The organism is Mucilaginibacter sp. UYNi724, from assembly GCF_054057495.1.
The window spans coordinates 117924-131388 of record NZ_JBSRZI010000006.1 but is presented as its reverse complement, the minus strand read 5'-3'; the positions used below and the strand labels follow the sequence as shown (position 1 = coordinate 131388).

At 43.6% G+C, this 13465-nt stretch carries 16 protein-coding genes; 5 read left to right on the top strand and 11 right to left on the bottom strand.

The features are described from left to right. Positions 1-92 precede the first annotated feature (92 nt). Positions 93-1079, bottom strand: coding sequence for a LuxE/PaaK family acyltransferase (locus ACVW0P_RS10880; protein WP_457132114.1), 987 nt, complete (start codon positions 1077-1079; stop codon positions 93-95). Positions 1080-1208: 129 nt separating this feature from the next. Between ACVW0P_RS10880 and ACVW0P_RS10875 the strand changes: the two genes are divergently transcribed. Together ACVW0P_RS10875 and ACVW0P_RS10870 are read left to right on the top strand one after the other, a co-directional pair. Then, complete coding sequence (locus tag ACVW0P_RS10875; protein WP_457132113.1) at positions 1209-1691, top strand: DUF1203 domain-containing protein; 483 nt, start codon at positions 1209-1211, stop codon at positions 1689-1691. A 76-nt stretch (positions 1692-1767) separates the two neighbouring features. Continuing rightward, positions 1768-2442, top strand: a complete 675-nt coding sequence (locus ACVW0P_RS10870) for a lipid-binding SYLF domain-containing protein (RefSeq protein ID WP_354431216.1) — start codon at positions 1768-1770, stop codon at positions 2440-2442. 115 nt (positions 2443-2557) lie between these two features. Here ACVW0P_RS10870 and ACVW0P_RS10865 read toward each other — a convergent pair whose 3' ends face one another. From ACVW0P_RS10865 to ACVW0P_RS10830, 8 genes are all read right to left on the bottom strand, one after another. Beyond that, entirely contained in the window at positions 2558-3097 is a 540-nt protein-coding gene (locus tag ACVW0P_RS10865) for a hypothetical protein (protein WP_457132112.1), read from the bottom strand. A 51-nt stretch (positions 3098-3148) separates the two neighbouring features. Further along, positions 3149-3487, bottom strand: coding sequence for a hypothetical protein (locus tag ACVW0P_RS10860; protein ID WP_457132111.1), 339 nt, complete (start codon positions 3485-3487; stop codon positions 3149-3151). A 2-nt stretch (positions 3488-3489) separates the two neighbouring features. Then, positions 3490-5922, bottom strand: a complete 2433-nt coding sequence (locus ACVW0P_RS10855) for a penicillin acylase family protein (RefSeq protein ID WP_457132110.1) — start codon at positions 5920-5922, stop codon at positions 3490-3492. A gap of 147 nt (positions 5923-6069) precedes the next feature. Then, positions 6070-6633, bottom strand: coding sequence for a thermonuclease family protein (locus ACVW0P_RS10850; RefSeq protein WP_457132109.1), 564 nt, complete (start codon positions 6631-6633; stop codon positions 6070-6072). A gap of 22 nt (positions 6634-6655) precedes the next feature. Beyond that, entirely contained in the window at positions 6656-7819 is a 1164-nt protein-coding gene (locus tag ACVW0P_RS10845) for a carboxypeptidase-like regulatory domain-containing protein (RefSeq protein ID WP_457132108.1), read from the bottom strand. Between the two features lie 19 nt (positions 7820-7838). Then, entirely contained in the window at positions 7839-9014 is a 1176-nt protein-coding gene (locus ACVW0P_RS10840; RefSeq protein WP_457132107.1) for a carboxypeptidase-like regulatory domain-containing protein, read from the bottom strand. Positions 9015-9016: 2 nt separating this feature from the next. Beyond that, entirely contained in the window at positions 9017-10219 is a 1203-nt protein-coding gene (locus ACVW0P_RS10835) for a carboxypeptidase-like regulatory domain-containing protein (RefSeq protein ID WP_457132106.1), read from the bottom strand. Positions 10220-10272: 53 nt separating this feature from the next. After that, entirely contained in the window at positions 10273-10626 is a 354-nt protein-coding gene (locus ACVW0P_RS10830; RefSeq protein ID WP_457132105.1) for a VOC family protein, read from the bottom strand. Between the two features lie 89 nt (positions 10627-10715). Here ACVW0P_RS10830 and ACVW0P_RS10825 point away from each other — a divergent pair, with 89 nt between their 5' ends. Next, a complete protein-coding gene (locus tag ACVW0P_RS10825) occupies positions 10716-10970 on the top strand; it encodes a (2Fe-2S) ferredoxin domain-containing protein (protein ID WP_354431222.1) in 255 nt (84 codons plus the stop codon). On the opposite strand, the gene ACVW0P_RS10820 is transcribed toward ACVW0P_RS10825, so the two are convergent. Both ACVW0P_RS10820 and ACVW0P_RS10815 read right to left on the bottom strand, forming a co-directional pair. Further along, entirely contained in the window at positions 10967-11497 is a 531-nt protein-coding gene (locus ACVW0P_RS10820; RefSeq protein ID WP_354431223.1) for a ferritin, read from the bottom strand. The genes ACVW0P_RS10825 and ACVW0P_RS10820 overlap by 4 nt on opposite strands. Before the next feature lie 125 nt (positions 11498-11622). After that, entirely contained in the window at positions 11623-11988 is a 366-nt protein-coding gene (locus tag ACVW0P_RS10815) for a hypothetical protein (protein WP_354431224.1), read from the bottom strand. A 99-nt stretch (positions 11989-12087) separates the two neighbouring features. Here ACVW0P_RS10815 and pgmB point away from each other — a divergent pair, with 99 nt between their 5' ends. Both pgmB and bla read left to right on the top strand, forming a co-directional pair. After that, positions 12088-12738, top strand: coding sequence for a beta-phosphoglucomutase (gene pgmB, locus ACVW0P_RS10810; RefSeq protein ID WP_457132104.1), 651 nt, complete (start codon positions 12088-12090; stop codon positions 12736-12738). Position 12739: 1 nt separating this feature from the next. Further along, the gene (gene bla, locus ACVW0P_RS10805; protein ID WP_457132103.1) at positions 12740-13465 is read left to right on the top strand and encodes a subclass B1 metallo-beta-lactamase; all 726 of its coding nucleotides are present in this window, start codon (positions 12740-12742) and stop codon (positions 13463-13465) included.

Here is a 13465-nt window from a genome sequence, read left to right as displayed (position 1 = left end):
TCTTAATTGGGGCAAAATTAATAATATTTATCGAGTAGCCTCACCATGCCCTCTCCAAACGAGAAGGTTCTGTAAAGTATTTATTAAAGGCCTTACCCAACCAGCAAATTACAGCCGCGGATATCCGAATTATCAAAACGCCCCAATACTTCAAATGAGCCATCGTCATAAACCTTACCCAGATCTTGCGTGGCAATGAAAGAGCAGGAGTTGATGTTAGCCAGGTCGATGATGTTTACGCCGCCTGTTTTACCTCCACCTATCAAAGTAAGCGGATCATTGGTATCGCGCGTGATGATGCGCATCCAGGGCGGGCAGTTAAAGATCCCCTCTCCTTTTGAATAGGCTTGCGATAAAAGTTCTGTCATGCCGTATTCTGAGTGGATAGCGTTTACACCGAAACCTGCGCAAAGCTTGCTGTGCAGTTCATCGCGGATCATCTCTTTACGGCGGCCCTTCATTCCGCCGGTTTCCATTACGATCAGTTCGGGAAAGTCTATTTTATATGTATCAACAAAATCTAACAAAGCGAACGTTACACCGATAAGCAAAGTGGGTTTACCCACTTCTTTTTGTTGTTGAAGCTTGGCATAAAGTTCTGCGTGGTTATACAGGTAAAAACCGCTATTGGCATTTGCAGATTGCGTGATCAGATCTTGCGCCATATAAATAAGAGACGAACCTTCGCGCTCCAGGTAGGCGGGTAACAGGGCAAGCACGGTATAATCCTTTATGTCGCCATAAAACAATTGAAATGCCCGGCGAAAACTCTGTTCATACCAGCTTACATCCGTTACGTGGTGGCTGCTGGTAATCATCCCCGTGGTGCCCGAACTTGTAAAAACCACCTCGTCGGGCTCGGTAGAAGTAACTATATTATGCGCTTTAAAAAACTCAACGGGCAAAAACGGGATATCTTCAACCGACTTTATTGTAGCCGGATTTAGCTTTAAACCACCAATAAACGCCTTGTAAACGCCACAATTCGCCGCCTGATATTGGAATATCTGTAAAGCAAATTGGTTAAAACGATCCTCATTGTTTATTGCGAATACCTGCTGTTTACCGGGCTTTGTCATGTTGAGGACAAAGATAGCGCGATTATGCACATGTGCGGACTGGCATTTTGCAGACGAATGTAAATAATTGCGCAAGTATCGGGTTTTCCCTGAGTTTGGGTAGCTGCACTTTTGATTTAAATAAAAAACATGATGAACATATTTAAAATTGTACCGCTGCATGCGTCTTTGGCCCGAAAAATCAGGCAAACCATGGTTGACGCTTTTAATAACCCTGTGATAGCGCAACCGGCAACCGGGCGTGGCCCGTGTCGCGTTTCATTAAAACCATTTGAAAAAGGTGTTGATACCCGGCTACTTTTCAAACATTCTCCGTTCGAACTTGAAAATGCCTACAACCAGCCCGGGCCGGTGTTTATCCAGAAAAAAGATGTAGAGGAGTATAGTGACATTTACCGCTTCCCGCCCGAGATCAAAGCCGACATTATAAGTTTTCCTCTAACACTCATCGGCTACAGCAAGGATCAAATGATGGTGCTGACTGAGCCCGTAGGTAACAAAGATGTAGACGAACTAATAGCCGAAATATTTGAACAGCGACCGGATGTAGAATATTTGCACGCCCGCAATTCGAGGGCATGCTGTTATATATGTAAAATTGAGCGTGTATAATAGGCTTTGTAAGAAATACTGCAACAAATATTCCGGATTGGAGTTATAGAAACATAAATCTATAACAGACACGACAATGAAAACATTAAAATTTTTAACATTACCGCTTTTACTGAGCGCGTTTTTTATACTGGCATCTGCCAAACCTGCCGACGATAAAGGCATAGCGAAAATCAACGATGCTACTAAGGTTATTAAAGAATTCAGTAAGATGAAGGAAAGTATCCCGCATGAACTGATTGAGGAATACGAGGGCATTGTTATCATCCCCAAATTAATCAATGCGGGCTTTGGTATTGGCGGCAAACGCGGACAAGGCGTTGCCATGGTTAAATTGGCTGACGGTAAATGGAGCGACCCGGTATTTATTACTCTTACCGGTGGCAGCATCGGTTTCCAGATAGGTGTACAATCGGTTGATATGGTATTGGTGTTCCGCAACAAGGGCGTTTTAGCCAAGGTTGAAAGCGGCGACTTTACTATTGGCGGCGATGTATCGGCAGCAGCGGGGCCGGTTGGCCGCAGCAGTACCGCCAGCACAGACTATAAATTACAGGCCGAAGTTTACTCTTACTCGCGCAGCAAAGGTTTATTTGCAGGGATTAGCATAAACGGATCAAACCTGGCTATCAACAAAAGCGCTAACGAAGCTTACTACGGCGAAGCAACCGCATCTGCAGATATCTTTGCAAGGGCAGCAGATAAAACGCCTGCGGTTACAAACTTGAAAGCTACTTTAAGCGCTTTGTAATTAGACGATAATATTTAATTGAAAGCCCCGACCAGATAATGGTTTGGGCTTTTTTGTTTAAGTTGAAAAACCCAACATTTTGGGAATAAGTTATAAACTGCGTCCAGTGAACGGGCTACCCAACATATCTAAGTTTTGCCCTTTCAAGTATTTGAAATACCTGTTCTTCTTCACGGTAATATAACCCAATGCTGCCTGTGTGATGGAAATAAAAAAACAGTTGATATTTGGAGGAGAAAAAGATGGGGCTATAAGGTGCAATATGATCTGTTATACAAGGCAAAATCTTCGCTAAAAAAATTTTGCAGTTAAGCATCTTACAAACTCCGCTGTAACCGATGGGGACTTTGGAATCGTTAAGCATTGAGAGGTATTGCTGCGTTTGCATCGATTTATCTTCTAACTCATAACTGTATACGTCTGTATGAATATTCCATGTATCGAGGCAAAAATCCCACCATCCCTTGCTGTAAACAAATATTGCTTCTTCTATCGGCGAAAATAATTCTGCAAACATATCGGCCATCCCGGTTATTGGTTCTTCGCCGTCGGGCAAATAAATTTCTACCCTTTTTGCATCACTATCCGGGTAACAATTTAAATCAACCCAGTGGAAAGGAAAGCTTATATCAGTTACTGGTTCAATTATAAGCATTAGATAATAGGTTAAATCTGTTAAAAGTCTCTTTGTTGTTTTCTACCATACTCACCCCTTCTCAAAAACTCTCCTCACCAACCACCCCGACAATGCCGACATCCCCCCTGCCAGGCCACCGATGAGCGCGGTTACTACCAGAAGCAAACCCCAGTTTGGTAAATGGAAAACATGGGCTACGCGGGTTGCCAGGATATGCTCGTTAGGGAAACTTTTTAGCAAGGCAAGTGCTACCCATGCCAGCGAAATACCGCAGAAGCCGCACCAAAACGCCCAGCTTGATCTTTTACCGAAAATGATGGCTGCGCCAAACGCCATAATGCAGCTTACCCACCAGGGGAACAGGTAACCGCAAATAAACGTGAGTAATAATATTACGGGGAATAACATACTTATTTGCTTAAGGTTAACGTTCGTTTTATTCTGTTAGAATTTTGGGTGGCCGATTGCAGGAACAGCAGTTCTTTCAGCTGACCATCTTGCCAGGTTTTTAGCATATCGTCATAATAAAAACTGCCGGGGTTGCCAGATTGCCCGCCGGGGATTATGCCGTACCCCTTTACCTGCGGACCAAGCTGCACTACCATCCGCCACGACGGGCCGTGCCCATCTATAAGCGCGTTTACAGTTGAGCCTGTGCCGCCGCTTACAAAATTACCCGAGCCCAGGCCCGGAACATTACCCAGGTGCTTCACCTCAAATGGTTTTACGTGCCCCCATTGCCATGCTTTGCCCATATTGCCATGCTCCTTAACCAATTCGTTTACAGCCGCAGTAAACGAGCCCATCAACACATCGCTTGCTGTTTCGGTTACGGGGGTTGTGACATTATCGAACCATTTGGAGTTTGGCTCTTTTATCAACAGGGCCTCTGTCCTATCCATGGTTGGGAAGTACAATAATTTATCTTTCTCCTCGAAACTATCGCGCCAGGTAAAAGTATAAAACCTAACCCACCACTTGCCAAATATGCTTGCCCCTACCGATTTTGCTCCGCAAAACTTATCCCACTTTTTTAAAGTATCTAAAGCGGCCAGTTGGTTGTCATCCAGTTTAGATGCATCCAGATATTTAAGCATGGTTGGCAGTATATCCTGCGCGCGGATGCTATAATCGTCGGTTTGTAAAACGCGCATGCTATCGGCGGTAGCCTTTGTCATAGCACCAAGGCGGTCGTTAATGCGTTTACCGCGTTCGTAACCTTCGAATTTCCAGTTGATGTAATAAGGATAAGTTTGATCTGTAGACGATTGATTTGCCGAGCTTACAAAACCACGCTGCGGGTTCTTAACCGTTGGGTTCTGCTCTGACGGGATCCAGCCGTGCCAGTCGTTAGCAGGGTCGCCGCCATCCATAATAAATTTACCCTGGTCTTTATACTTCAGCGGCAGTTTACCGTTGGGCGTAATGGCAATATCGTTATCTGCGGATGCGAAAATAAAATTCTGCGCAGGGGCGGTGTAGTATTTTAATGCTTCGCGATAGTCGGAGTAATTCTTAGCGCGGTTTAATAAGTAAAATGTCTTGAACTCGTCGCTCTCGTCATGCGCTATCCAGCGCAGGGCGTTACCTACGGGCACATTACCGCGCCCTTTTTTAGCCATATCGGCATTGTCATAAACAACAGGGCCGTGGTGTGTGTACAAAACGGTATCAATCAATGGCTTTTCTCCGCGAATCTTTATCGTTTCTATCTTACGGTCTACCTTATTCCATTTGTTATTGTACCAATATTGGGTGCGGCTGGCATCTTTAAATTTAACCTGGTACCAGTCTAAAATATCGGCATCTACATTAGTTACGCCCCAGCTTACTTTTTGGTTATAGCCTATTACCACACAAGGCGCACCGGGCAGGGTAACGCCGTACACGTTTACGCCGGGGGCGGTCATTTGCATTTGGTACCAAATAGATGGCAGCGTTAAATTCAGGTGGGGGTCGTTTGCTAATATGGGGTATCCCGACGCCGTTTTGGAGCCGCTTACCGCCCAGTTGTTACTGCCAATACCTTCTATCTTTTCCTTATCGCGCATGCTTGCCAGCATCTGCGCTTTAAAAGCGGCAGGTGGCTGCGGGATGGGCAAGGGTTTAAAATCCCATTTTGTGCCTGCAGGGATGATGGGGTCTTCGTGCATCGGGTAATCGGGAAACAGATCTTTGGTTACCTTCGCGCCATATTTATCCAGCACGTTGGTCATGGCCAGTTCGTTTGAGCCGCCGGCCAGTGTTTCGCTCATTAACTTTAACAGATATGCCGAATTGATGGGCTTCCACTCCTCGGGCGCATAGGCAAGCAATTTAAATTCAATAGGGTAACCACCGGGCTTAAGTTGCTTGATGTATGCGTTAACCCCATCGCTATAGGCATTGATCACCTTGCTCATTACAGGGTCTTTCATGATGCCTTGCAATGTGTGTTCGGCGCCGTAGGTCATGCCCATGCGGCGGTGGTAACGGTCTATATCCAAAGCCTTGGGACCAACAATTTCCGATAGTCTGCCGGCCGCGCTGCGGGTTTGGATATCCATTTCCCAAAGGCGGGCTTTGGCGGTTAAATAACCTTGGACGTAGTACAGGTCGTGGTCGTTCTCCGCGAAAATATGGGGTACCATGTTCTCGTCAAACTTAACGGTAACCTTGCCTTGCAAGCCTTTTAGTTTCAGGTTTTCTGTGGGGATAATGTTCTTGCTTTCGGCGTTTTGCCAAAAACCTGTGGATGGATTCAGGAACTCGCCAAGCGGCGGGATGTCCCCAAATTTGGTTTGCAGCGCCCAGATAAGCGCTATTGTAAATATGACGGAAAGGATGGCCTTAAATACTTTCATGTAGACAATTAGTGATTTAGTGTCCCGATAGCTATCGGGATATTGATTATCTGAAACGATGCCCAACTAATTGGTGCCGCATAAATATCTAAGGCAAGTTACATAAATAGCAGTTAAAGATTTTACAACTTTTGAAAGTTATAAAATCTAAAATTCTACCGTATCGCGCTTTTTACGTGTTTTTCGTTTTTTGTATGGCCTTTTAGCTTTGGTTAGTTTCTTTTCCGCACTTTGAACTTTGGCTTCTGTCCTAAAATTCCATGGCGGGGTTGGGTTAGCATCCTGCCACAGGCCAAGGTGGCCTTCGCGGGCGTGCTGCTCTAACATCGCAAGCTCCATACTTTTTGAGTAGGCACGGTATTGCCAGGCGTAACCCTGCTTTACAATTTCGTGGTTTACGTTTATGCCGCTCTCCAGTTCTATCTGTGCAACGGTGCGGCCGTACCGGTCTTTTTGATTGCCTATCAATTTTACCTTTTTGCCGAAGCAAAGATTAGATGTAAATTGCTTTGCAGCCTGCCCAAACGCCTGGCTTTTTTCGGGGCAATCTATCTCGGCAAGCCTTACGGTGATGCTTTGGTTATCGGACGAGAGCAGCACTACTGTATCGCCATCCTTCACCCCTACTACCTTGTAAAGCGTCTCGTTTTTATTACACCCTAAAGCAAGCGCAAAAACAAACAGGCAAAAAACGAACGATCTTTTTAACATGGGGCGAAGATAGTAAGAATAGCTATTTGCCCGGCTCGTAATCTACCGGGAGCAGGTCGCCTACGCGGAGGGTTGCCCAGTAGCCCTCAATAGTGGTGTTTTTAGGTGTAAAGACTACTCCGTTGCTATCAAAGTAAACATGAGGATCTACAAAAGTGATGTAAGATGTGTATTTGTCAGAAATACCGCTTTTCTTTTTGTAAAATACAACCAAGGGTGTTCCACCTTCAAAATTCAGATCAAACACCCCCCTTTCGCCTGTTACCTTTACAAACTCCTCAGTTTTTAGTATTTTGCCACTTGTGTTTTGTTCAAATTTTGGCATCACCAATTCGTTACGGTAGTATCTTAAAGAGTCGGTTCGGAGATTTTCGAGCTGCCTTATCCTTAAATTGATTAGGCTATCGGGCTTGCGTGAGGTAGGGGTCCTAATCAGCTTAAATACATAAAAATCGTTATTTTCGAGATTGTCGGCTATACAGGCACGTAAAAATCGCATAGAAGATGTTTTATATACCCTCTCCCTGTTTCGGTGCCACGATGCTTGCTGATCTTCATTTCCTGTCAGCTCCTCAAATACTGATGAACCGGTGTAGGATATGATGCCATTTAGTTGATCTATCAAAAATGTCTTTACAAGATACTTGATGCGGTAACCCAGTGCCTTATTTTCGATTATTAAAAAATCGTTGGTATGAGCGGTGAGTTTGCGGGTTTGTTCGTCAAAATCAAATATGAGCAGGTTTGTGTTTAATATTTTGCAATCGCTGGCGTTTGAGGTGTGGCCCAAAAACTCGTCGGTAAACATTCTTACCTGATTCTCACGTTTATAATCGCGTTTTATCTTTTTCGAGGGGCGGATCTTAACTTCCGCCAACTGATTTGTGCGAAGGGCTAACTTAACATCTGGTATTTTAACATCGCTGTACTTAACGGATACATGCCCAAAGTAAGGCTCATATCCAATACAGGATACCACAACATCGTACTCCCCATCCTTTACCTGGTAAAGCTTAAATGTGCCATCACTATTTGTTTTTGTGCCCGAACGGCTTTGGCTTAAAAACACTGTAGCATCAGGGATAGGTTTTTTGGTTCCCTCGATAAGAACATTACCGGTGATATTCACTTGTGCAAAAAGGCTAACCGGTACAAAAAATAAAAAAACGATCAGGTATTTATACATAATATTTTTTGCAAGTACTTTATTTGCCCGGCTCGTAATCTACCGGTAGCAGATCGCCTACGCGGAGGGTTGCCCAGTAGCCCGATATCATAGCACTTTTGGGGGTGAAGATCACGCCGTTGCTGTCAAAATAAATATCGGGTTCTATAAATGCGATATACGATGTACGGCTGTTTGATCCATTTTGCCTGTGCTTGTAATTTACCATTAATATTTTTCCATACTCTAATGCATAAATCCCCTTTTCATCGGTTAATTTGGTGTACTCGGCGGTAACCAGTGGCTTCTCATCCGCCCATTGTTCATACTGCGGCTTGCTCAATTCTTTTTTATAATATGCCAAAGAATTAGTGCCTTGCGACGCAGCACCTGTAGTGGTAAGCTCCCTTATTTTAGCATTGATAACGCTGTCAGATAGCCTGCCACCCGTAGGCCTGCGGTTTAACCCGAAGGCGTAAAAATTATTCCCTGATGTAGCGTCGGCTATGCACGAACGCAAAAAGTGCATTGTAGAGCCTTTATAAGCGGCAGTTCTGTTCTTTTGCCAAACAGCTTGTTCGATCTCATTTCCCGGCAAGGCCTCAAATACCGACGATCCCGTATAGGATATAATGCCGTTAAGCCGATCTATCAAAAAGCTCTTCACCAGGTATTTAATGCGGTACCCAAGTGCCTTATTTTCGATGATTAAAAAGTCGTTTGTAGTGGCTGTAAATTTAAAAGTTTTCTCGTCATCCTCAAAAATGAGCACTTCGCTATTTAATATTTTACACTGGCTTGCGTTCGCCGTGCGGCCCAAAAATTCGTCTGTAAATGTCCGGACCTGGTTTTCGCGTTTGTAATCACGTTTTATTTTTTTTGCCGGGCGAATGTTTACCTCATGCAATTGATTTACACGGGGAATCAGTTCAATATCCGATAATTTGATATCGTTATACTTTACCGTTATTTGCTTGTAATACTTTTCGTACCCTATGCAAGATACTACCATATCGTATTTACCATCCTTTACACCATAAAGGCTAAAACTTCCGTCGTTATCTGTTTTGGTACCGGCCCGTGTATTACTCAAAAACACGGTAGCATCAGCCACACCTTTTTTATTGACCAGGCTGGTTACTTTACCACTTATGGTAACCTGGGCGGATAAGGCGATGGGGGCAAAAAATAATAAAAGGATAAGGTATTTGTACATGGCTATAAATTTGGCAATTCATAATCTACCGGCAACAGGTCGGCTACACGTAAGGTTGCCCAATAACCTTCGATAATAAAATTGTCTGGCGTAAATATCACACCGTTACTATCAAAATAGGTATAAGGCTCCTTAAAAATAAAGTACGACGTGCGGTAGTTAGAATTGCTCTCTTTTTGACGGAAATTTATCATCAAAGGTTTAACGTTGCCTATGGCATAAATGCCTTTTCCATCGGTAAGCTTTACAAATTCTTTAAGTTTGATCGGGTCTTTACTTGCGGTTTCCTGATATGCCGGGATTTTATATTGGGCGCTCCAATATTTTGTAGAATCTTTAATACCAAATTCTGTTGGATGCGAACTCAAATACTTTATTTTATCATAGATCACACTATCGGGCAAACGCAGCGGGTTGGGTTTACGGTACAACTTGCGTACAAAAAACTCGTCGAATATCACTGCATCTGCAATGCACGAACGTAAAAAATGCATTTCGGAGCCTTTGTAGGCATCTGCCCGTTTATTTGCCCAGGAAAGTTGCTGCACCGCGTTGCCAGCCAAAGGTTCAAACACCGACCAGCCTGTGTATGCCGCCACAGCAACCCTTGGATTGTAAACGAACGTCCTTAACAGATATTTAATACGATACCCTAACGACTTATTCTCTACTATCAAAAAATCTGACGAGGTAGCATTTAGTTTGTCGATATTATCATCATACTCAAACTCCAGCAGATTGGAGTTTAGCAACTTACAATTATCGGCGTTTTTTGTGCGGCCTAAAAACTGTTCAGTAAAAATGCGGATATAGCGGTCCCGCTTATAATCACGTTTGTTGCCTTTCATCCCTCTTTTTGCCCTGATGTTTACCTCTCGCATTAAACTCATCCTGGGCATTAATTCAATATTGGGCAAGGCGATATCTTTCCCTTTTACCGATACCGGTAAGTGATAAGGCTCGAAGCCAATGCACGACACTACAAGCTCGTACTGCCCATCCTTAACAGAATACATATTATAAATACCGTTACTTTCTGTTTTAGCGCCTACTCGCGTGTTACTCAGGAAAACACTGGCATCGCCAATAGGCTTTTTATCGGCAAGGCTGGCTACTTTACCGGTTATCGTAGTTTGTGCCGATAAGGAGCAAGAGATAAAAAAGGTTAACAACAGCAGGTAGCGGCGCATATCCAAATTTATCATAAGTGGGCTTATGAGTTAACAAGCTTTATGTAACTTTTCAATTACAATACGGCCTATTTATTATGCAAGCTCCAACTATTTCCGTCGGGGTCTTTAACAGTGGCAAACCTGCCCCAGGGGGTTTTATCGGCATTGCCAACGGTAATTCCTTTAGCCGCAAGTTCGGAAATGGTAGCGTCGAGGTCGTCGCATTTGATGACGAAGCCCTGGATGCAACCCGGCGTAAGGTTAGGGAACCAGTTTACCAGTGTAATGGATGTGCCGCCGCCCGGCAGCCCCAACTGGATCCATTTGGATTCGCCCTGAAATGGGTTTTCCATCATTAGCGTGAAGCCGAATTTAATATAAAACTCTTTGGCCACCTGTTGATCGGTAACGGGGATGGAAATAAGTTCGATAGCGTTCATACAATTATTGGTTTTACTTGTTGATGCCTGTAATATAGCTATCAAAAAATAAATTTGATATTTGTATTAAATAATTTCAAAAAAAATAGATGGGGAAATTTACTGTACCGGATAAGGTGCTGTTTGTATGTACAGGGAGCAAGTGTGCTAAACGTGGTGGCAAAGCCATGTATAAAACTGCAGAAAAGTTTGCCAAGCACGGCAAAGGAGATATAGAAGTGATACGTATTGAATGCACAGACCGGTGCGATTGGGCACCGGTCTGTACGTTCTCTCCGGGTAACGTTTGGTTAAAAGAATACTCGGAGAAGGATGTTTTAAAGCTGTTGCTTGATAAGGATTAAGCTTCGCTGTCGTATTTTATTTTACCAACGTGCTTATCAATTTCCCAGTTACCCGTGCCGTCTTCGCCAATAACCTCAAATAGTTCGAGCGCACGGCGGGCTTTGTATTCTTCTTCGCGCTGCTCTTTCAGGAACCAGTTCAAAAATTCGTTGGTTACATAATCCTGCTCGCTTAAGCAACGTGCGTATATATTTTTGATAGATTGGGTTACACTGACTTCCTGGTCAAGCGCATCTTCAAAAACCTCGCGGAACGAGTTGTACTCCTGTTTGATACCGGTTACTTCGGGTGAAATCGCGTTACCGCCCATATCCAGGATATATTTGTAAAATTTAAGCTGGTGTTGTCTTTCCTCTTCGGCCTGTTTAAAAAAGTAATCGGACGAGTAATCGAAACCGTTACGGTTACACCATGATGCCATGGCTAAATATATGGATGAGGAAGTTGCTTCTTTTTTAACTTGTTGGTTTAAAAGTGATTCTACATCGGCAGAGATCAGGCTTCTTATACGGATAAGATCTTTCATGGTGTTATTATTTTAGAACTATTTAAGCAAAACAACAAGCGTGCCGACTTAAATAATTATACAATAATATAGCTATAATACACAGTGTAAAGAATATAATGGCAATATGAATTCAGTCTAAATTACTAAACTGCAATACGATACAGGCGATCTTGTAAAATGCTGTTCAATTGCAGCATTACAAACGTGCCTTCAAGCAGCTCTTTAAGGGCGATGATCTGTAAAAGGGTAAGGATGTAAGTATGATCGCAGGCGCAGATAAAGATAATTTCTACGTCGGGGTCTTTAGCGTCTAACAGTTTCGCTTCGATATTGACGTTGTAAACTGCTTTTTTTAGTTTAAGTAAACAACGGTAATCAAATTTAGCAACCTTATCGGCAAAATCGACATACCAGCAACGATCTTCATCGCTTTGATATACAGCGCCTTTTACGGTGCTAAATACATCTATCCAGGTATTTGTTTGCGGAGTTGTAAGAGTTGTAATCATCAGACCATACAAAAGACGCCATTATTTATAATTAATCCAAATAATGTTAGAAATTTATTTATAATGATTATTAACAAGGCAACTTATACCTTTACCCTTATGAATATCAAAGCCTGCATTTTTGACCTCGACGGTGTTATTGTTGATACCGCTGTGTATCATTACGAAGCCTGGAAACGCCTTGCTAATGAAATGGGTTTCGATTTTACCGAACAACAAAACGAGCAGCTTAAAGGTGTAAGCCGTATGGCGTCGCTTAACCTTATCTTAGGTTGGGGCAACATTACCAACAAAACCGAAGCAGAAAAAGAAGCTTTGGCTACACAGAAAAATACCTGGTACACCGAGATGATCGGCAAGATGACGCCTGCCGAGATCCTGCCCGGTGCCCGCGAATTTGTACAAACCTGCCGCGATGCCGGGTTAAAAACTGCGATAGGATCGGCCAGTAAAAACACGCCCGCCATCTTAAATAAGTTGCAATTAACTCAACTTTTTGATGCCATTGTAGATGGCAATAGCGTTAGCATCCCCAAACCCGACCCTGAAGTATTCCTGAAAGGTGCCGGGGCCGTAGGTGTTGCTCCATCCGAATGCGTAGTATTTGAAGATGCCGTTGCCGGGATAGAAGCTGCCATAAACGGCGGCATGAAAACCGTAGGTATCGGCTCGGCAGATACCCTTACCAAGGCGCAAATCGTTGTTAGCGGATTGGATAAAATGACGTTGGATATGTTGGAGGAATTATAGAATGAAAATAAGAACCTTGCTTATTTGTCTGTTATTTTCAGCTGTAGCAGTCGCACAAAAGCCTGCGTTAAAGATCAGCATAACACATCTTACCAAAAATCTGCATGTATGCACGTCTTACGGGTACCCCGATCAAAATTCCCCGGCTTACCCGGCTAATAGCCTGTTTGCAGTTACGGCCAACGGTATAGTGTTGGTTGATACTCCCTGGGGTAACGAGCAAACTCAGCAATTATTAGACAGTGTTAGGCGTCGTTTCAATAAAAAGATCATCTTTTGCGTAGCCACTCATTTCCACGACGATAAAATTGGTGGCATGGATGTGCTGATTAAACACGGCGCTAAAACCTACAGCAGCCAACAAACATTTGCCCTTGCAAAAAAGGAAAAAAACAGCCTGCCGCAATACACCTTTACGCGCGATACCACGTTTAACGTTGGGGGTTTAATATTACAAACCTACTTCCCAGGCGCCGGCCACACCAAAGATAATATTGTGGTTTGGTTACCCCAATACAAAACACTGTTGGGCGGATGCCTTTTAAAAAGCCTGGATGCAGATACAAAGGGCTTTATAGGTGATGCCGATCTTAAAAACTGGCCTACAGCAGTAAATAACGTTGCACGTTTATACAGCAAAGCACAATACGTTATCCCGGGCCACTTGGGATGGCAGGGCGGGACAAAACAAATGGAGCACACCCTGCAAATTATTGCGGCACCGTAA